19 protein-coding genes and 1 pseudogene are annotated in these 25,259 nt (G+C 53.2%); 6 read left to right on the plus strand and 14 right to left on the minus strand.

Features of this window, described 5'->3' with window-relative positions:
* Nucleotides 1-52 precede the first annotated feature (52 nt).
* Nucleotides 53-700 (plus strand): riboflavin synthase, encoded by a 648-nt coding sequence (locus AC6I7T_RS26815; RefSeq protein ID WP_497790873.1) that lies wholly within the window; start codon nucleotides 53-55, stop codon nucleotides 698-700.
* Nucleotides 701-767: 67 nt separating this feature from the next.
* On the plus strand, nucleotides 768-2,336 hold the full coding sequence (locus AC6I7T_RS26820; RefSeq protein WP_497790874.1) for a DHA2 family efflux MFS transporter permease subunit: 1,569 nt from the start codon (nucleotides 768-770) through the stop codon (nucleotides 2,334-2,336).
* A gap of 326 nt (nucleotides 2,337-2,662) precedes the next feature.
* On the opposite strand, the gene AC6I7T_RS26825 is transcribed toward AC6I7T_RS26820, so the two are convergent.
* From AC6I7T_RS26825 to AC6I7T_RS26875, 11 genes are all read right to left on the minus strand, one after another.
* Complete coding sequence (locus AC6I7T_RS26825) at nucleotides 2,663-3,751, minus strand: hydrogenase large subunit (protein WP_497790876.1); 1,089 nt, start codon at nucleotides 3,749-3,751, stop codon at nucleotides 2,663-2,665.
* Complete coding sequence (locus tag AC6I7T_RS26830) at nucleotides 3,748-4,176, minus strand: NADH-quinone oxidoreductase subunit C (RefSeq protein ID WP_497790877.1); 429 nt, start codon at nucleotides 4,174-4,176, stop codon at nucleotides 3,748-3,750. Before AC6I7T_RS26830 ends, AC6I7T_RS26825 begins: the two co-directional genes overlap by 4 nt.
* Before the next feature lie 34 nt (nucleotides 4,177-4,210).
* Nucleotides 4,211-4,684: an NADH-quinone oxidoreductase subunit I gene (locus AC6I7T_RS26835; RefSeq protein ID WP_497790878.1), complete on the minus strand. Its 474-nt coding sequence runs from the start codon at nucleotides 4,682-4,684 to the stop codon at nucleotides 4,211-4,213.
* The gene (locus AC6I7T_RS26840; RefSeq protein ID WP_497790879.1) at nucleotides 4,681-5,595 is read right to left on the minus strand and encodes a respiratory chain complex I subunit 1 family protein; all 915 of its coding nucleotides are present in this window, start codon (nucleotides 5,593-5,595) and stop codon (nucleotides 4,681-4,683) included. Before AC6I7T_RS26840 ends, AC6I7T_RS26835 begins: the two co-directional genes overlap by 4 nt.
* Entirely contained in the window at nucleotides 5,592-6,062 is a 471-nt protein-coding gene (locus AC6I7T_RS26845; RefSeq protein ID WP_497790880.1) for an NADH-quinone oxidoreductase subunit B family protein, read from the minus strand. Before AC6I7T_RS26845 ends, AC6I7T_RS26840 begins: the two co-directional genes overlap by 4 nt.
* On the minus strand, nucleotides 6,059-9,103 hold the full coding sequence (locus AC6I7T_RS26850; protein ID WP_497790881.1) for a proton-conducting transporter transmembrane domain-containing protein: 3,045 nt from the start codon (nucleotides 9,101-9,103) through the stop codon (nucleotides 6,059-6,061). Before AC6I7T_RS26850 ends, AC6I7T_RS26845 begins: the two co-directional genes overlap by 4 nt.
* Nucleotides 9,104-9,827: 724 nt before the next feature.
* Complete coding sequence (gene adhE, locus AC6I7T_RS26855; protein ID WP_497790882.1) at nucleotides 9,828-12,584, minus strand: bifunctional acetaldehyde-CoA/alcohol dehydrogenase; 2,757 nt, start codon at nucleotides 12,582-12,584, stop codon at nucleotides 9,828-9,830.
* Between the two features lie 458 nt (nucleotides 12,585-13,042).
* Nucleotides 13,043-13,975 (minus strand): polysaccharide deacetylase family protein, encoded by a 933-nt coding sequence (locus tag AC6I7T_RS26860; protein ID WP_497790883.1) that lies wholly within the window; start codon nucleotides 13,973-13,975, stop codon nucleotides 13,043-13,045.
* A 203-nt stretch (nucleotides 13,976-14,178) separates the two neighbouring features.
* Complete coding sequence (locus AC6I7T_RS26865) at nucleotides 14,179-16,641, minus strand: hypothetical protein (protein ID WP_497790884.1); 2,463 nt, start codon at nucleotides 16,639-16,641, stop codon at nucleotides 14,179-14,181.
* Nucleotides 16,638-17,432 carry a DUF3142 domain-containing protein gene (locus AC6I7T_RS26870; protein ID WP_497790885.1) on the minus strand — a complete coding sequence of 265 codons (795 nt, stop codon included), beginning with the start codon at nucleotides 17,430-17,432 and terminating at the stop codon, nucleotides 16,638-16,640. The genes AC6I7T_RS26865 and AC6I7T_RS26870 overlap by 4 nt, the downstream gene beginning before the upstream one ends.
* A 272-nt stretch (nucleotides 17,433-17,704) precedes the next feature.
* A complete protein-coding gene (locus AC6I7T_RS26875; RefSeq protein WP_497790886.1) occupies nucleotides 17,705-18,010 on the minus strand; it encodes a DUF2786 domain-containing protein in 306 nt (101 codons plus the stop codon).
* A gap of 405 nt (nucleotides 18,011-18,415) precedes the next feature.
* On the opposite strand from AC6I7T_RS26875, the gene AC6I7T_RS26880 reads away from it, so the two are divergent.
* Nucleotides 18,416-19,495, plus strand: a complete 1,080-nt coding sequence (locus AC6I7T_RS26880) for an alpha/beta hydrolase (protein ID WP_497790887.1) — start codon at nucleotides 18,416-18,418, stop codon at nucleotides 19,493-19,495.
* Nucleotides 19,496-19,664: 169 nt separating this feature from the next.
* Here the strand turns inward: AC6I7T_RS26880 and AC6I7T_RS26885 are convergent, their stop codons facing one another.
* Nucleotides 19,665-20,555, minus strand: coding sequence for a TIGR03435 family protein (locus AC6I7T_RS26885; RefSeq protein WP_497790888.1), 891 nt, complete (start codon nucleotides 20,553-20,555; stop codon nucleotides 19,665-19,667).
* A gap of 731 nt (nucleotides 20,556-21,286) precedes the next feature.
* On the opposite strand from AC6I7T_RS26885, the gene AC6I7T_RS26890 reads away from it, so the two are divergent.
* Together AC6I7T_RS26890 and AC6I7T_RS26895 are read left to right on the plus strand one after the other, a co-directional pair.
* Nucleotides 21,287-22,123, plus strand: coding sequence for a TIGR03435 family protein (locus AC6I7T_RS26890; RefSeq protein ID WP_497790889.1), 837 nt, complete (start codon nucleotides 21,287-21,289; stop codon nucleotides 22,121-22,123).
* Nucleotides 22,124-22,449: 326 nt separating this feature from the next.
* Complete coding sequence (locus AC6I7T_RS26895) at nucleotides 22,450-23,319, plus strand: TIGR03435 family protein (RefSeq protein WP_497790890.1); 870 nt, start codon at nucleotides 22,450-22,452, stop codon at nucleotides 23,317-23,319.
* Between the two features lie 163 nt (nucleotides 23,320-23,482).
* Here the strand turns inward: AC6I7T_RS26895 and AC6I7T_RS26900 are convergent.
* Nucleotides 23,483-23,584 (minus strand): annotated as a pseudogene (locus AC6I7T_RS26900) (DUF3738 domain-containing protein); the annotation flags it as partial.
* Between the two features lie 376 nt (nucleotides 23,585-23,960).
* On the opposite strand from AC6I7T_RS26900, the gene AC6I7T_RS26905 reads away from it, so the two are divergent.
* Nucleotides 23,961-24,197, plus strand: a complete 237-nt coding sequence (locus AC6I7T_RS26905) for a DUF7336 domain-containing protein (RefSeq protein WP_497790891.1) — start codon at nucleotides 23,961-23,963, stop codon at nucleotides 24,195-24,197.
* A gap of 147 nt (nucleotides 24,198-24,344) precedes the next feature.
* Here AC6I7T_RS26905 and AC6I7T_RS26910 read toward each other — a convergent pair whose 3' ends face one another.
* A complete protein-coding gene (locus AC6I7T_RS26910) occupies nucleotides 24,345-25,151 on the minus strand; it encodes a TIGR03435 family protein (RefSeq protein ID WP_497790892.1) in 807 nt (268 codons plus the stop codon).
* Nucleotides 25,152-25,259 lie beyond the last annotated feature (108 nt).

Below are 25,259 nucleotides of genomic sequence, written 5' to 3' on the forward strand. Positions count from 1 at the left end.
AAAATCAGAATTACTGACAAGGCAAAAGAACAGCTTGTCCACTGGAGGGTGCATGTTCACCGGAGTTATCGAAGAAGTGGGACGTGTCGCAAAGATTCATACATCTGGAGGGAGAAGATACGTCACGGTGAATGCTCCGCGTATTGCCAGGCAGTTGCAGGCAGGAAGCAATATCGCTATATGTGGAATGAGCCTGCCGGTTCTGGCTGTCACCTCCGACACCTTTTCGATAAAGCTTTCGGAAGAGACTTGGGCAAGTACAGCTCTGTATCGCCTCACGGTGGGAGCACCTGTCAATCTGGAATTGCCTTTGCCCGTCGATGAAAGAGGAAGAGTTGGAGGGCACATGGTGTTAGGCCATGTAGATGGAACGGGTGCGTTTCTTGGCACTGAAGCGAATCCTGACAGCGGCAATCTCCTGATGTTTATTGAGGTTCCCGTCGATCTGGAGAAATATGTCGTCTACAAAGGATCGATTGCAATTGAAGGTGTCAGTCTTGCTGTGGCCGAGCTTGATGGGTCAAGGGCTTCTATAGCCGTAAATCTCCACACTGCCGATACGACCAATCTGGCTCGGCTCATGCCAGGAGATCCTGTCAATATTGAAGCCGACATCATTGCCAAGTATCTGGAGAAGTGGTTCAGAGCCGGGATGTTTCAAGATCCAGCGGAAATGCAATTTGCTTTATCTGCGGATTGATATCTCCCTCCTGATTCGCTGTCGAGACCTTTCCTTTGTTAAGCATTGATTTATCCATGAATAAGTAATGAGTTTAGCCATAAAGTCGGAACAGAGTCTTACTTGGGCTCCAAAGCATAACCCCTGGCTGGTAGCTGTTGTTGTTTCTCTTGCAGCATTTATGGAAGTGCTGGATACAAGTGTAGCCAACGTTGCCTTGCCACACATCGCAGGCAATTTAGGCGCGAGTAATGACGAAAGCACATGGGTCTTGACCTCGTACCTCGTATCGAATGCTATCGTACTTCCTCTTAGTGGCTGGTTTGTATCGGTGTTCGGGCGCAAAAGGTTCTTTATGGGTTGCATCGTACTGTTCACACTGAGCTCATTGCTTTGTGGCCTCGCACCCAGTATCGGAATTCTGGTTATAGGGAGAGTCCTTCAAGGGGTGGGCGGAGGGGGCTTGCAGCCTATATCTCAAGCAATTCTGGCCGATACCTTTACTGCAGAAAACCGGGGGATGGCATTTGCCATTTATAGTGTCACCGCACTGATTGCTCCGTCTGTAGGCCCGACTCTTGGAGGATGGATAACGGACAATTACTCCTGGCGCTGGGTCTTTAACATCAATCTTCCTGTCGGCCTTGTCGCGCTTGTATTGGTTTACAACCTTTTGGAAGATCCCCCATATCTTGCAAAAGCAAAAAGCAAATTTGTACATTTTGACTATATTGGGTTTTCCTTGCTCTCTGTCGGGATTGGTGCATTACAGATAATGCTTGATAAAGGGCAGGAGGCAGACTGGTTCGGGTCACGATACATCGTTCTGCTCGCCGCAGTTGCAGGAGTATCTCTGGTGGCACTCATTATTCATGAGTGGACGTATCATTCTCCGATCGTCAATGTGCGTTTATACAAGGATCGGCACTTTGCCATCGCCAACACGATGATCTTTGTTCTTGGAACGCTGACCTTTGCGTCAACGGTTCTGCTTCCCCAATTTCTTCAGATCCTGATGGGGTATAGTGCGGAAAGCGCTGGAATGGTGATGTCGGTTGCCAACCTTCCTCTTTTGCTCATGGTTCCGTATATCGGAAAGCTGACAAAGAAGTTTCAAGCCCGCAATATTATCGCTTTGGGTTGGATATCGCTGGCTTTCGCTATGTATTATTCGGTGCATCACATCGACCTTTTCATCGATTTCTCGACCGCTTCCTATCTGAGAGTGCTGCAGTATTGCCCCGTGTTAGTTATTTTTATCCCCACGTCAATGGCGGCTTATTCCAATTTGTCCCGAGAGCACAGCAACGATATTGCAGGGATGGTCAACTTCATGCGCAACATTGGCAGCAGCGTTGGAACATCGGTCGTTACAACCCTGATTGCAAGGAGATCGCAATTCCATCAAACGATGCTGGTGCACTCTATTTCATTAACAAACCCTACATTCCTGGATACCTCTGCTGCGCTTTCGTCCCATATTAACCATGCCGGTGTCAGCGCCGCTGATAGCTATCATTGCGCGATTGCGAGGATCTATCAGGCTGTTCAAAGTCAGGCGTTGATGCTCTCGTATATCGATATCTACTGGGTATTTGCCATGGGTGCGGCCTGTATGGTCGGGTTATCGCTCTTCTTTAAGAAGAACCTCCGGTGATTTCCCAAACCACGTACCATAAGGTACCGCTGGACTCCAGGCCGGCTGTCGTGTGGGCGTCCTCGCCCACACAGGCGAAGCAGCGCGAGAATATGAACTTTGCATTGATATACGGACTTCCTAGGTGGAGGGCCTGCAGACCCTCCACGACAGCCGGTCCTCCACCCCAACACGCGAAAACCACGCGTGCCGGGGACCCCGGCCTGGAGTCCGGCTGTACAAGGTGGAGTTGCAAAAAAAAGGACAGAACCTTAGTTCTGTCCTGAGACAAAGACCTAAGCTTTTTTGCAAGAACTTAGGCTTTGTCCTTTTGCACTCTTGTTCGTTTAGCGGTCGGTGCAGGAGTAGCAGGGGTCGCAGGATGCCTGGATGAGAGGTGAATCCGCCAGTTCCTGTCCGATGACTGCGTACTTTACCGTTGCCATATTCATGAAGGTTGGCGTGCGGACGCGAACGCGTTCGGGAATCTCTGTTCCGTTCGAGGTGATTTGATAGAAGACCTCCCCGCGAGGCGCTTCGACACGACTTACTGCCGTTCCTGCCGCAACCTTGAAACGGGCAGCAGTCGGGGGCGGTGTGTGGAAGGGGCCTTCGGGCAGAGATGTTAGTGCCTGGCGCAGGATCTTGCAGCTCTCGATCATCTCCAGAGCATGGACAACCACGCGAGCCTGCACGTCGCCCGTCGTTTCGACCGGAACATTGAACTCGAAGCGGTTATAGGCAGCGTAGGGAGCAGCCTTGCGAATATCCTGAGGGACACCCGAGGCGCGAGCCATTGGTCCGACGGTTCCCATCGCCAGAGCATCTTCCTTGCTCAGAATGCCGATACCCTTGCAGCGCGACTCGACTGTCTTGTCATGCAGGAAGATGGGGATGATGGTCTTCGTGATTCCGCGCTCCATTTCATCCAGAATGGAGATGATGCTGCTCGGATCGGTAACGTCGCGATTGACGCCGCCAATGCGGTTCATTCCGTAGTTCACGCGATTGCCTGAAACAGCCGAGAGCGCATCCATGATCTTCTCGCGCAATTCGAAGCAGGTCATGAAGACAGTCTTGAAGCCGATAAGCTTGGCCGCAATTCCGGCCCAGAGGAAGTGCGAGTGCAACCGCTCCAGCTCAGCCATGATGACGCGAATGTAGAGGCCGCGTTCCGGAACTTCGAGTCCGCAGAGCCGTTCTACCGTCTGGCAGTAGGAGAGGGAGTGCACATTCGAGCAGATGCCGCAGACGCGCTCGACGAGCGTGATGCCTTGCATGTAGTTGCGGCGTTCGGCCAGATACTCGATGCCACGGAAGTTGAACCCCACCGTCATAACGGCATCGCGAACGGTCTCTCCATCGCAGACAAGTTCCAGCTTGTAGGGTTCTTCCAGTGCCGGGTGGTAAGGCCCGATAGGAATTCGATAGCTCATTTTTGGACCTCCTGTTCCTTGCGAAGGTTGATACCGATGGCATCGCCGGGGCGGGTCATCAGGGGTTTGGTATTTTCACGGCCCAGGAATTCGACAGCGAAGTACTCATGGGTTTCGCGTTCAACCCAGTCTGCCGCCGGAGTAAGATCGACAATCGTATCGATCTTTCCCGACTGTGTGGCGGTGACGAAGCTGAGCAACTGCCCATTCAGATCCCACTGGTAATCGAGGCGGATCTCTTTGTCAGGACGTTCTGTAGCCGTGATGGCGACAAAACGTGCCTGCAATTCGCGCATGCGCGTCGTAACGGCACGCACGTCGATTGGCTCTGAGGGGGTAAGCCACCAGGAGCCTTTATCCCACTGCCAGCCTTCGCCGAGGCCGAGTTCTTGAAGAGTTTTTTCAAAACCTGTTGTATCGGTCATTCTCTAAATCCTCTTTATTCCCTAGCGGCGAAAGCTATACTGCCGGTTCCGTTTTCGGAGCAGGAGGAATTGCTGTAGCAGGTTCCTTCGCTGCCTCTTGTTTCGGTGCTGCTGGTGTTGCGGCCGCAGCTGCTCCAGCGACTGGAGTCGGACGGACGGGCTTTTTCCTGACCATGTTGAGAGTCTGCTTTAGCTCGCCCTGCTTGCTGTAGAGGGGCGGAAGCTTCGATTCCATGGTCAGAGTGTTCGGCTTGCAGCGGTCGATGCAGCGTCCGCAGAAGGTGCACTTACCGGGATCGTATTCCCAGGAGTAGTTGTCTCCACTGCGAGTTACCACGATTGCGCAAGTCGGGCAGACGTAAGCGCAGGCTGCGCAACCCACACAGCGGGTCTCGTCGTTGTGAATGAGGCCGCGATACTGGTTGCTGGTGCACTCGTGTGCGTGAGGCAGCCGGTAGGAAAAAGTGCCTTTGCGCAGATTGTCAAAGATGAGGCGAAAAATGTTCATATCCGGAACCTCAAATAGATGGCGGAGGACATTGCGAGAACGGCAAGAACTGCAGCCCAGCGCCAGTAGAACCTGATCGAGCGTTGCAGCGTGAAGCGTGCTGTAGCGGCAGCGATTGCGGAAAGAACCAGAACTTCTCCAAAGGAGATGACGAAGAAGAGAACGGCGTGCGCCCACCAGGGCAGTCCGACGGGAATGATCAAGGTAGCGACCAGTCCGGTCAGTGCAAGCCACTCCAGACCGTGTGCCAGCTCCCACATTGCCAGAGCCGCACCGGCGTACTCGGTCAGAGGTCCGGCATAGATCTCCTGCTCGGCGCTCGATGTCGAGAAGGGATTCAAACGAAGCTTGGCGGGAATGCAGAGCAGGATTCCCAGAATGCCGATCCAGTGACCGGGATGCCAGGAGGGTCCGGCAAGCTCGGCCAGGCGGAAGGTCTGTCCGGTAACCGCGATGGTTACGATAGCCAGCAGGAAGACGATGTTGTTGGCAACGCTAAGAACCGCTTCGCGGATGGAGCCGATCTCACCATAGATGGAGCCGGAGGTGAAGCCCGCGAGGATGAAGCAGATCGAAGGCATTTCGAGCAGCGCGACCAGCAGAACTCCGTCACCGGAGAAGCCGTGTCTTCCGGCAGGGAAGACGGGCAGTAGTGCCAGGGAGCCGATCAGTGCCAGTACGGAAAGTGTCGGATAGAGCCGGAGCAGATCCGCTTCAATTCCGTGACGTGAAGGCGTGCGCTTCCCGAAGAGCTTGATGAAGTCGTAGAAGGGCTGCAAAAGAGGCGGCCCGATGCGGCGCTGCATACGCGCCACTGCCTTGTGCTCGCCCCAGACAAAGAGCCAGCTGCAAGGAACGGCGAAGAGCAGTCCCGGAAAGAGGAAGAGATAAATGAGGCCGGTCATGTTCATTTCTGCGGCTCTCCTTTCGCTTTTTCGGAAATTCCGCGATCGGCCAGAATCTGTGCAGCGCGTGCGATGCCTTCAATGATCGCGTCCGGATGCGGCGGGCAGCCGGGAACGTAGACATCGACCGGAATGTGATCGCCCAAGGGTCCGGCGATTACCGGGCTTCCGGCAAAGACGTTGCAGGAAGCGGGGCAGGAGCCCAGGGCCACGACGGCCTTGGGCTCGCAGACCTGCGAGTACACTGTCTTTACGGCTTCCAGAGTATTGTTCGTGACGGGTCCGGTGATGCAGAGAATATCGGCATGTCTCGGACTGCCTTCCAGGTGAATGCCCAACTGCTCGACGTCGTAACGGGGAGAGAGGCAGGTGACCAGCTCGATGTCGCAGCCGTTGCAGCTTCCTGTGTTCATGTGGAAGATGCGTGGGCTCTTGACGCGGGCCTTGTGCATTAATTTCTCAAAGATGCTCATTGAATCCCTCCCAGAGCCAGCAGTGCATTCGGACACATACCGCCAGCCAACAGAAGAACAATCAGGACCACGATGGCAAACCGCAGAGCGAAGGGCTCGGTGGCGGTTGCTTCCTCCTGCCCTTCGGGAGCAGGACCCCACCAGCTGCGGGTCAGGCACAGAACATAGGCGACCAGAGCGAACATGGAGGAGGCGACGAAGCCTAACAGCAACCAGCGATTTGTAAGGAATGCTGTGTCATAGAGACGCCAGCGTCCGGCAAAGCCCAGCATCGGAGGAACTCCGAGCATGGCCAACATGCCAGCCATAAATCCGGCGGCGCTGAGCGGGTAACGAGTCGCCAGTCCGCGAGCTCCTTCCGTTAAGGCTCCATCAGCTTCCGGAGCACTCAAGGAGATGAAGAGCAGAGCCTTGGCCACGGCGTGAACGGTTGCTCCGAAGAGCGCTCCGCGCCAGCCTAGTTCCGTTGCTGCGGTAAGGCCCAGCAGCAGGAAGCCCATATCTTCGATGGTCGAGAGAGCCAGCAGCCGCTTCAGGTTGCGCTGCGTAAGCATCAGCAGCGAAGCCGCAAGCGAAGAGGCCAGCGCGATGATTAACCAGAAGCCGTGCGGCTTCAGGAACTCCGGATGGCTTTGCGCCGTCAGGTAGAGTTCTCCGAAGGCTGCGATATCGACAACAGCGATAATCAGCCCGGCGACCAAAGCCGGTACAGCTTCTGCAACCGCAGGCAGCCAGAGAAGCAGGGGCACCAGAGCAAGCTTGAGAACAAAGCCGCTCAGCAAGAGTGCCCGTCCCAGACCGGTTGCACCCTGCGCGAGAGCAATCTGTCCGCCCACCAGGGCGAGAACGGAGAGAGCAACAACTAAGGAGTAGAGCCAGGCTCCACGACGAGTGCCGCTACGCCATACCAGGGCCAAAGCAGCGATGCTGGCAAATTCCAGCAGTGCCAGCCGGGCCATTGGCTGTGAAACGAAGGTTGCTACCACGGCAGCCGCTCCGCTCACGGTTAGCAGCGGAAGCAGGGAACGCCATGCCTTCTGCGCTACGGAAGCGATAAGCAATCCGGCGAAGGCGATTGCGCAGCCGATACCGATTACCGCAGGAATCACCTCTGCGCCACCTTCGGCAACAGTTGCCGAAGAGAGTGAGAAGCCGCGAATGCCGAAGAAGAGGGCAACGGTAAGTGCCGAGACCCAGATCACGGCCGAACGTTCCGCCCAGACCAGGGCGCGACTCATCAGGTTCGAAAGACCCTGGATAGCGCACCACAAGCCAAGATAGACGCGATCAACATTGGTAGAGCGATAGATCGGTTCGAAGTTCTTCTTCAGAACAACCGAGAATTCACTGGCAGGCAAACGGCTTGGACCGGGGTTGAATTCACCACCGGTGAAGACGCCTACTCCGCCACCACCTGTTGCTCCGGCCAGAATTACCTGTTGCTCAACCGCGGCGGAACGCGCTCTCGAAAGACCGGCGAGCATGTAGATCAGAACGCCCACTCCGGCAGAGGCGATACCGAGAACCAGTCCGCCGGTGGTAATCCAGGAGCCTGAGGTCGGAGTAAGTCCGAACCAGGAGACCTGAACGGTTGCCAGACCGAGCACAGGAAGAATCGGATTAATGATGTACTGCACGGCCAGCTGAGGAGCAAAGCCGAGAACCAGACTGCCCAGAGCGAAGAGGCTAAGGCCGAGGACCATGCTGGTCGGGGCCTCATGCGCATTTTCCGTTTCTGCCGTTGTCGGTCCAAGAAAGACTGAGCTGGTAGCCTTCACGCAGGAGAAGACTGTACCGATACTGACGATCCAGGCCATCAGCGCGGGAACAACCTGTCCGGCTTCGAGCGATGCGGTGTAGAGCAGCCACTTGCTGGCAAAGCCGCTCATGAAGGGAATACCCATCATGCTGCCGACGCTGATTAGCCAGACTACGGTGGTCTTCGGCATCTTGCGGCTGAGTCCGCCGAGCAGGTTCATGTCGCGGGTACCGGCGGCGTGTTGTACGGAACCGGCGGCGAGGAAGAGCCCGCCCTTAAAGAGGCTGTGGTTCAAGCAGTGCAGCAGACCTGCGGCGATACCGAGCGGGGTACCGAGGCCGAGGCCGGTGATGATGTATCCGATCTGGCTGACTGTGTGGAAGGCCAACATACGCTTAAGGTCATGTTGGATCATTGCGTAGGCGACGCCAACGACCATAGTCACAGTTCCGAGCCACATCATGACCAGTCCCCAGGAGGTGGGCCACTGGTTGAAGGTGTGCATACGGACGGCAAGATAAACACCGGCCTTCACATAGCAGGCGGCGTGAAGCAGAGCGCTGACCGGAGTCGGAGCGTTCATGGCTTCGGGAATCCAGGTATGCAGCGGGAATTGTACGGACTTAGCCAGAAGTGCAACCAGCATCAGCGTATAGACGCCAGTGCTGAAGGCCTGGGCAACGTGAGGATCGGTCCAGAGAGCGCTGCCGGTGCGGGAGTAGATCATCAGGATCGCTGCCAGCAATCCGTATCCGGCAAGGTGGGTCATCAACAGAACCTTACGGGCTCCGGCGACCGCTTCCTTCTTGTTGTACCAGAAGCCGACCAGGCTGAAGGAGCAGAGTCCCATCGCTTCCCAGCAGAGATATAAGGAGAAGAGATTGGCGCTATAAACCAGCCCGACCATGCCGCAGATGAAGGTGAGCATGAAGGCGTAAAAGCGGGTGGCTCCCTTCTCGTGAGCCATGTAACCGATGGAATAGAGCAAAACAATGGCACCGAGACCGGTGCCCATCAGTGCAAACATTAAGCTCGCTGCGTCTACATGAAAGACCAGCGAGAGCGGTCCATCCCAGGGCGCTGCCGAAAAATGAATCGGGCCGTTCTGGTGGACCCGTCCAAAGGTCGCCAGCACTGCCAGAAGGCTCGGTATGCTGCAAGCCAGAGCCAGAAAGCCCTTTGCCCGGGAAGAGAGCAACGGAGCCGCGAAAAGTTGAAGGAGCACGCCAGCCATAAGTGGCAGCATGGCCCAGAGCACGAGAGCTTCAGAAGAGATGGCCATCTTTACTCCTCAGTCCTCCGCATCTTGCCTGTGAGATTGTGAACGTCATGCCAATACCAACCTTTTCTCATCCGAGTAACTCGTACTGTCCTAGATTTGTTCAACTGCGGTCTGCGGAGAGGGAATCGTTGCTCTAGGGGTAGAGGCACAGATCGCCTGTCTGCACGAAGCATGTATCTCGCGCAGTTCCGCTAACCGGAAAGTGTTATTGACTTATATAAGTTGGTTTGTATCAGGTTATGATATGAGTCGTGACGTTAAGGGCAACCAGATCGTTCGGGGCTTATGCCCTTACCTGCTTTAGCTCTTGAAACGGCTAAAGTCCACTTCTTTCTACGGCTTGCGTGGCATAACCAAAGTCACACCCTGATACAGAGCCAATTTGTAATTTCCAAAGTTCCAAAATTTCTTTATGTTGACTGCTTAATACAAATTCACAAATACAACTAATTGGTAATTTACGAACCCGGACATTTCGAGGTGGTATCGGATCTTGAGATTTAACTCTCGATCGGAAGAGCTTCCGGAAGCTTCGGGCAGTTAACCGGTCTTCCTTTTGCTCCGATACAGTGGCCTCGATTGATGTCGAAGTTCAACTACTACTTTGATCGGAATCCTTAAAACTAATTCTACAAACAACTTTGAAAATCTGTTATAGGGGCTTCCCAGATCTCGAAACTGAGGCCTGAGAAGCCCGGATTGTGATACTCGTTACACCTTTTTCCTACTTCGCGGCTACGGCTTCTTCTTTCGCTTCTGCCTTGGAACCCTTGCCATTACTGGCTTTTTCCTTATGTGCAGGAGCTGGAGCAGCAGCAGCCTTGGCTTCCGGCCGGTCGACAAGTTCTACAAAAGATTTTCCGTAGAAACTGTCGAGCAGGATGGCGCGGAACTCGCTGATCAGCGGATAACGCGGGTTGGCACCGGTGCACTGGTCGTCGAAGGCATCGACAGCCACGGCATCGAGCTTGGCGAGGAAGTCTTCCTCGGAAACTCCGGCTTCCTTGATGCTGGCCGGGATTTCGAGAGTCTTCTTCATCTCTTCGACCCACTTGATCAGGTTCTCGACCTGTTCTTCCTTGGTGTTTCCGCCCAGACCCAGATAGCCTGCGATTTCGGCATAGCGGCACTTGGCCTTCGGACGGTCATATTGCGAGAAGGCTGCCTGCTTGGTCGGGTTGTCGTTGGCGTTGTAGCGGATCACGTTCGAGATCAGCAGAGCATTCGCCAAGCCGTGGGGCAGGTGGAAGGCTGCACCGATCTTGTGTGCCATGGAGTGGCAGGCACCCAGGAAGGCGTTTGCGAAGGCGATTCCGGCCAGTGTTGCGGCGTTGTGCACCTTTTCGCGAGCCACGGGATCCTTAGCTCCGTTCTGGTAAGCCGAGGGCAGATACTCCTTCAACAGCTTGAGAGCCTGCAGAGCCTGACCATCGGAGTACTCGTTGGCCATGATCGAAACATAGGCTTCCAGAGCGTGCGTTACGGCGTCGATACCACCGAAGGCTGTCAACGACTTAGGCAGATTCATGACCAGATTGGGATCGATGATGGCCATGTTCGGCGTCAACTCGTAGTCGGCGATGGGGTACTTCTTGCCCGTTGAGTCGTCGGTCACGACGGCAAACGGCGTAACTTCGGAGCCGGTACCGGAGGTCGTCGGGATAGCGATCAGCTTGGCCTTGATGCCCATCTTCGGGAACTTGTAGATACGCTTGCGGATATCCATGAAGCGCAGTGCCAGATCCTCGAAGTCCACTTCCGGATGCTCGTACATGACCCAGGCGATCTTGGCTGCGTCCATCGGAGAACCGCCGCCCAGAGCCACGATCACATCGGGCTGGAAGACGTTGGCAGCTTCGACGCACTTGCGAACCGTGGAGAGATTCGGATCGGCCTGTACTTGATAGAAGGTTTCGACTTCCAGATGCTGCTTCTTCAACTGCTCGATCAACTCGTCGGCATAGCCGTTGCGGAAGAGGAAGTTATCGGTAACAACCAGGGCGCGCTTCTTTCCGGCAAGTTCCTTCAGGGCTTCCGGCACGCAACCACGGCGGAAATAGATAGAACCGGGAAGCTTGTGCCACAACATGTTTTCTGCACGCTTTGCAACGATTTTCTTATTGAGCAAGTGCTTTGGCCCCACATTCTCAGAGATTGAGTTACCACCCCAGCTGCCGCAACCCAGAGTCAAGCTAGGTGACAGGCTGAAGTTGTAGAGGTCGCCAATACCGCCGTGAGAAGAAGGCGAGTTGACCAGCACGCGGGAGGTCTTCATCTGCTCGCCGAAGTAGTTCACGCGTTCCTTCTGTCCATCCTGATCGGTGTAGAGCACTGAGGTGTGTCCGATTCCGCCCAGGGCGACCAGCTTGGCTGCTATTGCAACGGCGTCCTTGAAGTCCTTGGCGCGATAGAGACCCAGGATTGTGGACAGCTTTTCGTGAGCGAAGGGCTCGGTCGTGGTCGCGTCGGTGACTTCTCCGATCAGGACCTTGGTCGTTGCAGGAACGGTGATTCCGGCTATGGCTGCAATGGTCGGGGCAGCCTGTCCAACGATCTTGGCGTTGACCGATCCGTTGACCAGAATGATGTTACGAACTGCGTCAAGCTCCTTACCCTTCAGAATGTAGCCACCGTGGGAGGAAAAGCGCTCGCGGACCTGTTCGTAAACCGCGTCGACGGCTACGACGGCCTGCTCGGAGGCGCAGATTACACCGTTATCGAAGGTCTTCGACATCAAGATAGAGGCGATGGCGCGCTTGATGTCTGCAGTCTCGTCGATGACAACCGGAGTATTTCCAGCGCCGACGCCGATAGCCGGGGTGCCCGAGGAGTAGGCAGCGTGTACCATTCCTGGTCCGCCGGTCGCGAGAATCAGCTTGATTTCCGAGTGACGCATTAGCTGGTTGCTGAGGTCGAGGGTCGGCTCGTCGATCCAGCCGATGATGTCTTCCGGGGCTCCGGCTTCGACTGCGGCCTGGAGAACGAGAGCGGCGGCCGTGCAGGTGCATTTGCGAGCGCGTGGGTGCGGGCTGATGATGATGCCGTTGCGGGTCTTGAGGCTGATGAGTGTCTTAAAGATGGCGGTCGAGGTCGGGTTCGTCGTCGGGATGATGCCGCAGATCAGACCCATCGGCTCAGCCATGGTGATGGTGCCGGCTTCGTCGTCTTCGCTCAGAATGCCGCAGGTCTTCTCATCCTTATATTTGTTGTAAATGTACTCGGAGGCAAAGTGGTTCTTGATTACCTTGTCCTCAACCACACCCATTCCGGTCTCTTTTACAGCCAGTTCGGCAAGAGGAATGCGGGCGTTGGCGGCTGCCAGAGCGGCATTCCGGAAGATGTGATCAACCTGCTTCTGTGTGAAGCTGGCGAATTTTTGCTGTGCGGCTTTAACACGGGCAATAAGGGCATCCAGCTCTTCGGCTGTGGTTACCCGGATTCTTTCCTGCTTATCCCCTAAAAGCGTCTCAAGATTTGTCATGCTCTCCTCATTCACTCGTTTTTTCTGCTACCGAAGCCCTGTAGAGGCAGGCTACCGGGACAGCTCCGGTTTTAGCCTGCCCGTGGATGGAGGAACCGTGCCACCTTCCGTCTCGGTGGCCCGATCAATTCGATAAACTTATATCGATATCCACATACCGAATGTACGGTGAAGCTTTTTCTGGGACAGTGACAGCTGTCACTAGGTCCCTGTGATATGAGACTAAGTCTTTTATAGCGATACGCTTGCAGATTCAAAAAAGGAATGGAAGAAAGAGAGGGTTTAAGTACCGCCGGACTCCAGGCCGGCTGTCGTGGAGGGTCTCCAGGCCCTCCACCTGGGAAGGCGGATATTACCACCAAGCTTCCTGTTCCAACGATATTCTCCCTGTGTGGGCGAGGACGCCCACACGACAGCCGGCCTGGAGTCCGGCGGTACAAGTCAGGGAAGCACTATCTCTATTCCACGATCTTTCCGATCCACGCCGGAGTTTCCGGTTCTAACTGAACTGGTTTGCCGGCAGCAAGCCCCCAGCGATGAATCCAGGAAAGCCCTTTGCTTCCTATATAGGCATCCGGAGCCTGATAGGCTTTGTCGCGCATCGCCTGATAGAGGCTTACAAAGGTATAACCGCGCTTCCGATACATATCGAGCAGCGCAGGAAGCATTTTGGCATTGAGCTGGCTGGCATGGAGCAGCAGAATCTGGGGACACTCGCGTCCCAGGACCTCAACCGAGCGTTTTTCGAAGAAGGCCGTTATCGATTCCATGTAAGGGATGTAAGCTTCTTCGATCCGCCGAGCTAACTCGGCGTCATGCTTCTTAAGAGCTTGTTTGTAAGCGGCAGCAAAGGTCCAGTCATTGTTATCGAGGGTAACCGGAGCCTCCTGATAATTATGCGCGGCCAAGAGCGCTTGAAGATGATGCTTAGCTTCAGGAGTATTACCGTCGTGCAGAAAGGGTGCCCGATAATAGCGTAGCTTTAGAGTTGGAAAGGTTCGATGTAACTCCTGGTCTGCTTTGAGAAGGTCTGCTTCGTATTGGGTAACCGGAATCTGGTTGATATCAGGATGCGACCAGGTATGGTTGCCGAGTTCCGCTCCGGCGTCGAGCCATTGTTTTAGAATCCGCTGGCGTTCTTCCATCGATAGCTTTTGGCAGCGATTCCCAATAACGAATCCAATGAGCGGTACCTTGTCCTTACGAACAGGCTCCAACAGCTTCTGTGTGTTCTCGTTAATCTGCTGAGCGTCGCAGTTCCACTCATCCGCATAGGGAAGATCGTCGATTGTAATGGCGAGTTGGCGATGCAGTGGTTCCGCAAACGTATCAAATGTGAATACAAAGAAAGATGCCGCGAATAGAAATTTAGCTAGGGACCGTTTCATCATGAGTACCGCCGGACTCCAGGCCGGGGTCCCCGGCACGCGCGGTTTTCGCGTGCTGGGGTGGAGGACCGGCTGTCGTGTGGGCGTCCTCGCCCACACAGGGGAAGCTGCGTTAGAATTTGAAACTTCACATTGAAAAGCGATCTTCCCGGGTGGAGGACCGGCGGTACAAGTGGGCACCTCTTTCCGTTGTTATTAATCTCGTTCTATTCACAACAGCTGACAAATGGAGCAGATTTCTTCGTCCAAGGATTCGTCGGATATCTGCGGCGAAGAATCTGAACAACCGAGTGGTGAATCGTAGCTGTCCTGCGCTGCAGATTCTGTGCTCCCGCCGATTGGCTCCATGTGTCGCTGGAGCAGCCATAACGGATCATTCGCAGCGTTAGATAAAGCGCTTCGGGAATGTCCGGATCGTCGGGATGGCTCTTGACGTAGGCGAGTACTTGTTCTCCAAGATATGCCTGACCATTTCCGAGGTGCATTATTTCCGCGACCTCGCGCTCTCCCTGGCTTCGTTGCTCTTGAGAAAGAAATGTAGGAGCAATACCAAAGCGTTCCGTGATTTCGGGAACTGCGCTTTCATATCTGATGGCCGGGTAGTCTGCCTGCCAGTCTTGGCACCACCAGTTATCGCGATAACTTTCGACGAAATCGTAAGAATAGGAGCGCTGTATCCCTCCATCGAGATAGGGACGCAGCCCGGGATTCCTCAGCAAGGTCATAAGCGGATGGAAGCCATTTCCCGGAGCAGCCTGTTGTTGAAGCTTTTGCGGAAGCAAGGGCAGAAGCTGTGCGGATGCGGAGTCGTTTTTCAGAAGTATGCTTCGTACCCACGCCATCATGGCTACGGAACGGCGTAGCTGCTCCGGAAGACTGCTGGACTTGGCGGCGGTTACTAGAACTTCGAGCGAGGCCTTGCGATTGAAGAACTCAGCAGAGTCGCTGCTGAACTGCATCGGTTCGAGCTTTTTCTCGCAATCGTAACTTCTCTTCGGATTTTTCATTACATCCCGGCATTCATCGACCGAGAAATTTTCGTCGGAAGTACTCTCCAGGACTTTGCGCGGCGCGTAGGTAAGCGCTTCAGTCAAATTAGCGGAAGCGCGCATCCTGAGGCCTCGAAAAAGATTCGTAGAAGAATCACGATTGCTGGCCTGAAGATGTGGCAGCACCTCGTCAAGAAGCGTGCGTGCTTCTTGAGCACGTCCCAAAGCGTTGAGTAGGCGAACGCGGTGATAGGTAACTGTCTCCCAGTCAGGAGAGTCTTGCTTGATTTGTTCTGCTGCTTTGATCAGAGCTTCGGCTTCGGGTGATTTCGCTGTGGCCTTCCCAATGGCCGCAACCAGCCAGTAGCCTTCGCCTGTCTTCTTCCATTCTGCAGCAGCATGTCTTGCGGCTTCTTCACTCGGAGACTGGAAGGTGATTAACCAATCGATGAGTGTGCTGGTAGTACGCAGTTCGGATGCGTCGTGGTAGGCCTCGGTGAAGATCTGGGCCCGTTCTGCCGGGGTGAATATCTTCACTGTATTTGTCTTGTTGTCATACTCTTGTATCGCCTGGTCGGAGTTTTCTCTGAGGGGGATTGAATCCAGCTTAGCATTCAGATACCAGGTTATATCTTCCAGGTGCTGCGCATAGTCAGGATCGGTTTTGGGTCCCGCTAAAGCATTCGATAGTTCTTTCAATCGCGCTGCAGTATCGGTCCGCAAATGAATCAAGTCGAGCAGATTTTGAATAGCTTTGGCAGATATGCCTGTTGGGTGCTCTCTTGAAAGCAGCTCAAGAACAGCACCAGCCTTCTTCATCGGTTCGAGATCGAATTTAGCGGTTGGGTCGTCAGCAAAAGAGTCCGATACCTTATATGCATTCCTTACTAAGCATCTTGCGACCATGTATCGGGAGATGCCCTGCCATGGGGATTGAGAGTCTTTGCCGATAGCTTCAAAGGAAATCCGTGCTTCTTCGAATTGTTCTGCATAGAACTGGGCCGCAGCCAACTGATATGCGCGATCTGCCTTAAGCAGTGATGAACTTCCCTCCGGCGCGTTTTCGGGAAAGATGGGGGAGTTCTTTTTGTAGTTTGGGATGCTTGATTGACGGCAGTTAGCGAAGACCGCATCTTGTCCTTCGAGCCAATTAGTTAGGTCCAGGCTTTTTTCTCCCCAGGTCTTTGCTCGGCTCTGGAGTGTGCGAACAGCTGTGCGAAAAGCATCTTCATTACAGTTGCTGTAGTCGTCGTACGAGTGTTCTTCGTGACTAAGGTCTCGGCTTTGATCGATCTTGAGTGCCGACTTCGGATATTTTGCACGTTCCTTCAGCCATTGGCCCAGAGGCTCTTCCTTTTTTTCGCGGGCGCTGTCTTCCTCCTGCGATTGTTGTTCCCATGCTTTTGGCTCCGAATAACGGCTATAGAGCGGCTGATAGGCCTTCTGCTCCTCGGTCGTCAGGCTTCCGCCATTGAGATAGCGGAAGGCAACAGTCAGGTCGGCACGTGGATAAGTAGGTAACAAGACACCGAGCTTGCCGGCAGCAAAGTCCTTCGGATTATCGGGACGAAGCTTGCGCACAAAGACATCAGGCACAAAGTCGGGTCCGCAGGCTTGTACGGTAACTAGCGGCACGACGATGAAGGCGAGCAGGGAAGCAGCGAGAAGACGGCGGTTCATGGCAACTCTCTATCTGTTAGGAGGGAAAGATCCTGACGCCAACCACGGTCGGCGAAGACGTAAAGTCGTTTGCCCGCCAGATTCTCCGGCCAGGCTTCACGGGTTGAAATTCCGATGCTGCTCTTGCACTTGGGCTCGCGGATGCGAAATTCCGGCAGATCGGCCGGAGCACGGCGGCGATCCGGTTCCATGCGGAAGAACATGGGAACAGCTTCGTCGATGGGAAGATTGGCAATCCAATCATCGCTACTGCACCAGGAGGCCAAGGCCGTGATCGAAAGCGGCAAACCGGATGGCATCCGGGAATGAAGCTTTTCGAGAACACTTGTGTAGAAGCCGCGTTCGGAGCGCCGGGCATCGAAGTCTACCTGCATGGCGGCGATTCCCGGGCGGGTCGCAGAATAAAGCAGCAGGTCTGTAACGCGGTCTTCGGAAGTCTTGTCGAGCTTGCCTCCGGGGCGTGTCTCGATACGGACAACGGCGATCCTGGTAGCCGTATTGGGAAAGGCCATTGGCTGACGCCGAGGCTGGCTGACGATCTGGGGGCCTACGAGGATGGTTTGATCTAGCCACGCAATGGCTGTAGTTGTGGGATCGATGGAGCCGAGATCTTCAGGTCGTTCCCAAACCCAAAGTGTGCGACGGGGCAGCTGCTTCATTCGTGCGGAGAGACCGGTAGTGACAGCCGAGTCCGATCCAAGCGCAAAGCATAAAAGAGCGAGAGCTGCGAAGGCGGCTTTACTCCAGCGGACTAGCGGAACAGACATGGCAGCAGCAGGTAAGCTCAACAATGAAGCAACTTCGATCAGACGTCAAGCCACTATAGGTACCGCCGGTCTCCAGGCCGGCTGTCGTGTGGGCGTCCTCGCCCACACAGGCGAAGCGGCGTGAGAACAGGAATTTTGCATTGATATCCAGCCTTCCCAGGTGGAGGGCCTGGAGACCCTCCACGACAGCCGGTCCTCCACCCCAGCACGCGAAAACCACGCGTGCCGGGGACCCCGGCCTGGAGTCCGGCGGTACAAAATCGGAGGAGTACCCGGGCTGCTTATTCTCGTTGAGTTTAGTGTGAGGTGCTGACTTTCTGGCCTTCGACCGTGCTGCCGAGGACTTCTTGCCAGGATTGGCGGCGCTTAGGTCTGTCCGTACGACGACCGAAGGGTGTGGAGCAGCTGGTTTCGTAATCGTCCTGAACATCGATGTTCAGTGATTCCCAACCGAGATCGGCCATGGTGAGGTTATGAGCCTCCATCAGCTTCTGGAACTTTTCCGCGAAGGCTTCCGCTTCGGCAAAGTTGCCAATCGCGCTGGCGCTCTTCTCATGCTCGATCAGTTTGCGAAGTGTCTCGATAATGGCTGCTGATCGCATATCTAGAGCTCCAAAAGATGCCTTGCTCTCCAATGCATATATCGGAAGGAAGGCGTGGTTTCGTGAGACGGTACGAAGGGAATATGAGAGGAATCTATCCGAACTGCTTCACTTTGGAGCACACAACGCATGTCGACACGTTCTTTCTGCATCAACTTTAGTCTGACATCGATCACAAAGTTTAGACGCACGTTAGCGTCGGCTGGATGTGGAGATTCTTGAGAAAATTTCTGCGCGGAAAAAGAGGATCTTTCGTCGGTGTTTCGAGGCGGATTCTAAGGAATCTCTTAGTTTTTATCAACAAGGCAGAACCTTGGCGGAGTTATCTGCTATGGTGGACGGGTTCCGGACAATCGCTTCGGAACGCGCATGTAATTAAAGCCCTCCTATTAAGGAAGCGATCCGATGAATTCGATATTTCGTCATTCCGCTTTTCTGCTTCTTGCCGCATCCACAACTCTGTTAGCCCAGCAAACAACTCCTCACCCGACTACTGCTGCCGAAGCTCCGAATCGCGACACCAGTTATATCGATGCCGAGGGCACAGCGCATGTGACCCGCGTCGTCCCTGTACCTAAAGCACTCAGCCCAGAGGCGCGGGAGATGTTGAGCCGTCCGGCTCCAGATCAGGGACCACCGGAACCGCTGGCGCAGCGTCGCAGCCGCACGGACACATGGGCCGCAGGAGCCGCCAAGGAGTGGTCGAAGCTCTGCCCGAATCAATTGGTCGAGGACAAGATTGCCGGTGTCCCGGTGCGAATTGTTACTCCCGAAGGAATGCCGGAGGCAAATCGTGACAAGGTGTTGCTGAACTTGCATGGTGGAGGCTTCAACTCCGATTCCGGCTCCTATACCGAATCGATTCCGATAGCAGGCTACGCGAAGATGAAGGTTGTTGCTGTACTGTATCGTTTGGCTCCCGAACATCCTTTTCCAGCTGCGGTCGACGATTCGGTAGCCGTATATAAAGAACTGCTGAAGACCTACAAACCGGAGCACATCGTCATCTATGGAACGTCGGCGGGAGCCATCCTTACAGCAGAGGTAGCTGCAAAGCTAAAACAGCTGGGATTGCCGCAGCCCGCTGCACTGGGAATTTTTAGCGGCATGGGGGACTTCGCACGCGAGGGAGACTCCATGGCGCTATACGCTCTACGAGGCTTCACCGGGCATCTCGATCCGCCAAAGCCGGAACCGCATGACTCCGAATATGTAACTAAAACGGATCCGAAAGATCCGATATTATCTCCGATTTACTCTGACCTTCATGGGTTACCGCCAACGCTCTTCGTTACAAGCGGACGGGATCTTTTGTTGAGTGGAACGGCAAATCTGCATCGTGCCTATCTGAATGCAGGTGTGGACGCCAGACTGATAGTCTTTGACGCTCTGCCTCATGCCTTCTGGTACGATCATCGTCTTCCCGAGGCAATTGAAGCCAACCACCTGATGGCCGATTTCTTCGTTAAGCAGCTAAGCAAATAGAGTTGTTCCGGTATCGGGTAGCACTGTCATCTTTGCAGACTGATAAGTTTGTGCTTATGCAAAAAAGCTCTAACACCTGAAATCACAGCTGAATGCCCGCAGAAGGATATGGAGACCTCAATGATAATTTGCAGGCTTTCCATATCCAACGCGGGCTTTGAGCTAATGTTTAGTTTTGAGAAGGGCGATCAATGTGATCTACCGCGGTTTCATCGATGGCCGTATCTATAGTTTTCCATTTCAGTCCTAATGGAGCTATATCGAACCGCTGGGTGATGTCGTGGGCACCTTCAAGGAGGTCCACAGTAAAGTCATATCGGGCAGATAAGCCTGTATTGTCTTTTACTAATGTTCTCCCAGAAAGATGCGCGGCAAACTCGGCCATTGTCATTCTGTAGAATGTCCTTTTTTCGTTTTGGCCGTCCGGATCCTTCGCAAATGTTGTCCGCCAAGTTTCACTCTCAGGCCCGATAGCATTGCTCGGAATATTTTCGGAGGCCGTAGATATCTTCATCCTCTTGGGATTGATTCCCTTTGCTCCTACTTCCAGCGAATAGGTGTGCAACACACCTTTCGTGGTATGTATGACAAGGTTGCATCTTTCTTTGAGCATCTTTTGGAGCATTGGATGAAGCATCTCTAGTGGAATGTCAGGTGAATGTGCCTCCCGCTTTAATGCCTCGTAATCTTCCGCCGATAACTTTGCGGTGATATCGTACTCTTCTTCCCGTACCCATTTAGGGAGAGTCCCAACAAAACCCGGAGGCATCTTTCCTCGATCGAAAAGTGCAGCAATAATTACACCACTCAAGTGTCCTTTCCTTATGGAAAAAGTATCGCGCGCCACGCCAAACCACTCAATCACGTTCTGATCCGGATTGGAGGGGCGAATCGAGACCGCTTCAAAGGCCATATCCTTGCTTGCACTTTCCTTCTTTCCTTCCGGATTTTGTGCGAGGAGAGAACATGCAGTAAATGCCAAGACCAGGAACGACGCGGTCAACTTGGCAGAAGCACTGGACAGGCTAAGAACAAATCGTTTTGAAGAATCTTCTTTCATGGTGTTCCTCCAGGAACAAAAAGCTTGATTGGAACAAAGACGTTCAGAGCAGCGATAACTATTCGGCCTCAACGAACGCTCCTCCACATCCCCAGTCGTGTTTATATCTTCGCCCTGGAGAGCGAATACCCAGGGTGTGATCATTATTAGTTACATTACCACTCCACAAGAACACATTACCCAGAACATCCATTTGATCCCTTGGGAGTTGATTCGCTGGGACGAGAGCCTATGCTTCGCACCAGTCATCGTGTTAAACGTTGTCATCTCGATTCACCGCCTGACCACACAACTGCTTTGGACCTGTGTTAGCTATTTGCCCTTATCTTGCTAGGTTACTCCATACCGTAATGGCGAGTGCTGCACTTTCGATATGGGAGTGGGGATGACAAGCGGCGCATACGGGGGGCTCCATGCCGAAGTTCGCTCAGATATATCCAAGCCCTCTGTGGCTGGAACTCAAGAAGTCGTCAGCTTACCAAAGTAAGGTCCAAACGCTCATTGTCCCAGTTTGAGGCCTATCCATATCCCTGCATCGTTTATCTGTGATGTGTTACTTAGGTTTATTCCCCCGTAAATTATGAGATTATGGGTCAGCGTTCTAGAGCGGAATCAGGGTAGCTGTATCCGCAAGCCACGGAGGATCGGACACAGTAACCCTGGTTCCGCTTTAGGCAGGGGCAGCGGTTCACCGGTCACATCGTAAAATCTCTTTCTGGAGAATGAAGTTGATGAGAGTGCTCTCGAAATGGTTCTCGTTGTTATTAATCGCAATTCCTTCAATTCTTTGTCTCAGCATCGAGGTGGAAGCACAAACTGCAAAGTCTTCGACCCCTGCTCTACGCTACGATGTTGTCTCGATCAAACAGAACAACTCGATGAGCGGAAATATGAGCATAGGTTGGGACGACCATGAATTTAAAGGAACCAACGTTCGAGTAGACACTCTCTTGTCAAATGCCTTCAATTTACGACCCGAGCTCATATCCGGCATTCCCTCGGTCTTGAAGGGTAAGGCATTTGACCTTACGGCGAAGATACTGAATCCGGGACCTGGTGGCTTGGGTGTCCTCAGCAGTGAGCAGCGCGATGCGATGCTCATTGCGATTTTGGAAGAGAGATTCAAACTTAAGGTTCATTTCGAAACCAAGATACTGCCGGTTTATGAGTTGGTGCTCGCAAAAGATGGGCAGAGAGTTCTGGAAGGGAAGCAATCGGAGTTTGACCGTATCCTTGAGAAACGCGGAGTTTCTTCCGATTCGCTGATGATAAGCGATGGTGAACTCTTTGCTCGCGCCGTTCCTATTTCATTCCTGGTCACTCCGCTTGCAGGAGCGGTCGGTAGAGAGGTGATCGACAAGACCGAGTTAAAAGGAAAGTACGACTTTTGTCTGAAGTGGAGCTCTCAAAGCTCAGCAGACGTGGCCGATGCGAGCGGGGACGAAAAGGATCATGGTTCGTCTGTCTTTACGGCAGTGGAAGACCAACTCGGCCTGAAACTGATTCCATCGAAAGGGCCACTTAAAACCTTGGTTGTCGATCATATGGAATTGCCGTCAGCAGATTAAATTGCAATAAGACCCTCTCTAGACATATTCCTTGGCATAGAGTATAAAACTGGCATCGATTATGTACACATAAGTGTATACGTGTAAATTTGAAAGCTCGATTAGCGAGTGACAATGCCAGAGGTTTACTTATCGCGTCTGTGTATTTGACTGCTTCCTGTGAACTCAAATCATGGGAAGGGAGATGGCCGGGACTTGTTAAGAATAATAAGTTGCATTCCGGCTATAAAGACGTATTAGCTAGATCGTGGAGTTTCCTGAACGGAAGGAACAGCAAGATCGTGCACGTGTTCAGCAGAGCATTACGGTGTGTCTCTTTGAGTCTGATGGCCGCTTTCATATTGCCTGGAGTTCAGGCAGTAGCGCAAGCAGGTAATGCCGATCATCGGGACAAATCCGGCAGTAACGCCGGGTACAAGAAGGATGTAAAGTTCGAAGTAATTTCCATTCGTCCCGTTAAGCAAGGCGTATCCCCATACGATAATGCTGCTCCCTCTCTGGGGAATGTGGATCCCACTCCTACTGGATTTGTATCGACTCTGACTGTTTGGCAGATGCTGATGATTGCTTATTCTCCAGTCGATCAATCCGCCTGGAATAGCATCCCTCTAGTCAACGCGCCAAAGTGGTTTCGCGAAATTCCTGCGGAGTGGTTTGTCATAAACGCCCGCGTTTCACAGGCTGATCTAGGTCCTTGGCGCAATCAAAGCATTCACCATGAACTTCTCCGTTCAGCCATGCAGGATCTGCTCAAGAAGCGCTGCAAGCTCATACTTCATGAGGAACCGACAGAACTATCGGATTACAAGTTGGTGCTTGGGAAAAAGGGACTAAAGATGAAGACGTTTAGCCCGAGTGCCACTCTACCCAAGAATGGCGCACCTCTGCGCACGGGAGGAGTTAGAGTTTTCGAGGGCTCCAAGGGCACACAGGTATGGCATTTTTATGGAGCAAAGATAGAGGAGCTTGTAAGCTTCTTAGGGGCTTGTTCGCCAGAGCGTCCTATTCATGATGGGACAGGACTTACGGGGAGATATGATTTCACTGTGCAGATGATAGATAATCCCTCCCACGATCGTCTCGACCAATTACATAATTGGCCCGTTGCGCCTTTAGGCCTTGAGTTGAAATTGGGCAAATATTCCGGTTCCAAGTTGGTAATCGATCACATTGAGAAGCCAAGTTCGAATGACTAGCCTATCTCGAATCGTTACGGAAGGTTTCTGGGGCTTCTCTATGTAGAAGAGGAATTAAGAAAAGCGAGATGGCAATACCCGATGTTCAGCTCGTTTTGAGTTTTTGTGTCGAGGCTGTGTAAAGGTGGACATCAGCGCGAATTTATCGTAATGGTTTTGCAGCTTAGTCTTCTGTAGGGAAATGTGCTGATTCGATCACAAGCACCTCGACTGCCTCTCGCGCCGATTTAAGTTCGAGCCCTAGTTGTTTCCGCAGTGCTGCCGGAAGTGGTGGTGTGCCTTCTCAGAGGAAATTGGTCTAATCGGGCTGAAAGTCCGATGGCTAAATATTAGCCCAGTCCGTCAGGGCTGGGTAGGAGATATCAAACGATCTTTGAGCGCTGGAGGCGCGCTACTCACTGTTCATTGCGTACGAATCAGGTGCCGCGCCGCTGGCGCTCGGATATGTTTCCGCACGTCGTCTGATTAAATTACGCGAATGGGATGAATCTGTACGAATCACACCTCGACATCGTCCGGGTGCTGATGCCGCAGAGACGTGGTCGATGCGAGCGATGACAAGAACGATAGTGGCTCGTTTATATTTACGTTATTGCAGGACTAGGTCATACTGAAATTGATTTTATCGAAGGGGTCACATAGTGTTGACAGGTGAGACGATTTACATTCTCCAGCATGAGTATGAATTAAATGGATATGACATGCTCAAGATCCTCGGAGTTTACTCCGAGCTGAGTTTAGCGGAGCAGGCAAAGGCACGATTCGAGATTGAGCCTGGCTTCTGCGATCATAAGGACGACTTTATAATACATAAAACGAAAATTAATCAGGAACTATGGTCAGGCGGCTTTTTTACCGTTAGCATGCCTGCGGAATGACTGGCGTGTAGGTTTGCCTACTAAGGGGAGATCCCTTCAATCTAATCTCCTGCAGAAATGGGGGATAGGATAAGCATATGGTGCAGTATCGACCAGTATTCTATTTATTCGAAATTACAACGTGGATCTGTCGTAGTAACTTTGTATTTAATCTTCTGTAGGAGGATGTGCCGATTCGATCACAAGTACTTCGACTGCTTCTTTCGCAGATTTAAGTTCGAGTCCGAGTTGTTTCTGCAGCGCCATGGGAAGTGGCGGCGCGCCTTCTGTGGTGCCCTTTTGTGAATCTGCATCAGTGTTTCCAGTTGTGCCCACTGCCGACAGTTCCGGAGCCCAGGTTAAGTCGAAGTCATAAGATTCGCTAAGATTTGTCTTGTCGACTACAGTCCGGCCTGTACTTCTGGAGGCGATAGTGGAGAGGATTGTTGCCAGCCTATTCATGTCGACACAATAGGCAGTCAGGTGCGTATCTTCGTCCATCTGAAGGCCACTGTGCGGCTTGCCGTCGGCTCGAAGACGCGCACTGGAATTAACGAGATCGGCTTTACACGGATGCATCTTGTGTCCGTCTTTACTGACTACCAGATCGTAGACCTGACGCGGCTGGTAGTTCTTTCGTGTCTTCAGTCCAAATCTTTCTCTTAAGACACTTTGAAGCATTGCCATGCGGTGCTGTTTATCAAGAGCCTGTAATGTCGGCATATCTGCATCGGCGACCTTGGCTCTAATTTCGAACAGCTGATTGTCATCCCACTGTGGGCCGCCAATAACAGAATCCATGCGAACTCCATATGCTGCGCTTACAAGCCAGCGGAGCGTTTCTGTCATATGTAAACCATCTGGGGTGAGTCCGCCGCCGGTTTCCATAATAGCCTTACCGGCTGGCTTAACCGAAACAACAGTGAAATTGAGCGAGGTCTCTGTAGCGGCTGCAAGAGTTTCCGTTTGAGGCAAAGTTGTTTCTGACGTTTGACCCCCACGCGAAGTTCGGCGTTGAGAGAACAACGGAAAGTATCACCAGATGCTCAAGCATAATCATCTTTGTCTCAAGAGAAAAGCAGT

Source organism: Humiphilus diazotrophicus, assembly GCF_059726315.1.

Coding starts and splice junctions, on each gene's coding strand:
- AC6I7T_RS26815 (WP_497790873.1), top strand. CDS start 53: ATGTTCACCGGAGTTATCGAAGAAGTGGGACGTGTCGCAAAGATTCAT.
- AC6I7T_RS26820 (WP_497790874.1), top strand. CDS start 768: ATGAGTTTAGCCATAAAGTCGGAACAGAGTCTTACTTGGGCTCCAAAG.
- AC6I7T_RS26825 (WP_497790876.1), bottom strand. CDS start 3,751: ATGAGCTATCGAATTCCTATCGGGCCTTACCACCCGGCACTGGAAGAA.
- AC6I7T_RS26830 (WP_497790877.1), bottom strand. CDS start 4,176: ATGACCGATACAACAGGTTTTGAAAAAACTCTTCAAGAACTCGGCCTC.
- AC6I7T_RS26835 (WP_497790878.1), bottom strand. CDS start 4,684: ATGAACATTTTTCGCCTCATCTTTGACAATCTGCGCAAAGGCACTTTT.
- AC6I7T_RS26840 (WP_497790879.1), bottom strand. CDS start 5,595: ATGAACATGACCGGCCTCATTTATCTCTTCCTCTTTCCGGGACTGCTC.
- AC6I7T_RS26845 (WP_497790880.1), bottom strand. CDS start 6,062: ATGAGCATCTTTGAGAAATTAATGCACAAGGCCCGCGTCAAGAGCCCA.
- AC6I7T_RS26850 (WP_497790881.1), bottom strand. CDS start 9,103: ATGGCCATCTCTTCTGAAGCTCTCGTGCTCTGGGCCATGCTGCCACTT.
- adhE (WP_497790882.1), bottom strand. CDS start 12,584: ATGACAAATCTTGAGACGCTTTTAGGGGATAAGCAGGAAAGAATCCGG.
- AC6I7T_RS26860 (WP_497790883.1), bottom strand. CDS start 13,975: ATGATGAAACGGTCCCTAGCTAAATTTCTATTCGCGGCATCTTTCTTT.
- AC6I7T_RS26865 (WP_497790884.1), bottom strand. CDS start 16,641: ATGAACCGCCGTCTTCTCGCTGCTTCCCTGCTCGCCTTCATCGTCGTG.
- AC6I7T_RS26875 (WP_497790886.1), bottom strand. CDS start 18,010: ATGCGATCAGCAGCCATTATCGAGACACTTCGCAAACTGATCGAGCAT.
- AC6I7T_RS26880 (WP_497790887.1), top strand. CDS start 18,416: ATGAATTCGATATTTCGTCATTCCGCTTTTCTGCTTCTTGCCGCATCC.
- AC6I7T_RS26885 (WP_497790888.1), bottom strand. CDS start 20,555: ATGAAAGAAGATTCTTCAAAACGATTTGTTCTTAGCCTGTCCAGTGCT.
- AC6I7T_RS26890 (WP_497790889.1), top strand. CDS start 21,287: ATGAGAGTGCTCTCGAAATGGTTCTCGTTGTTATTAATCGCAATTCCT.
- AC6I7T_RS26895 (WP_497790890.1), top strand. CDS start 22,450: ATGGCCGCTTTCATATTGCCTGGAGTTCAGGCAGTAGCGCAAGCAGGT.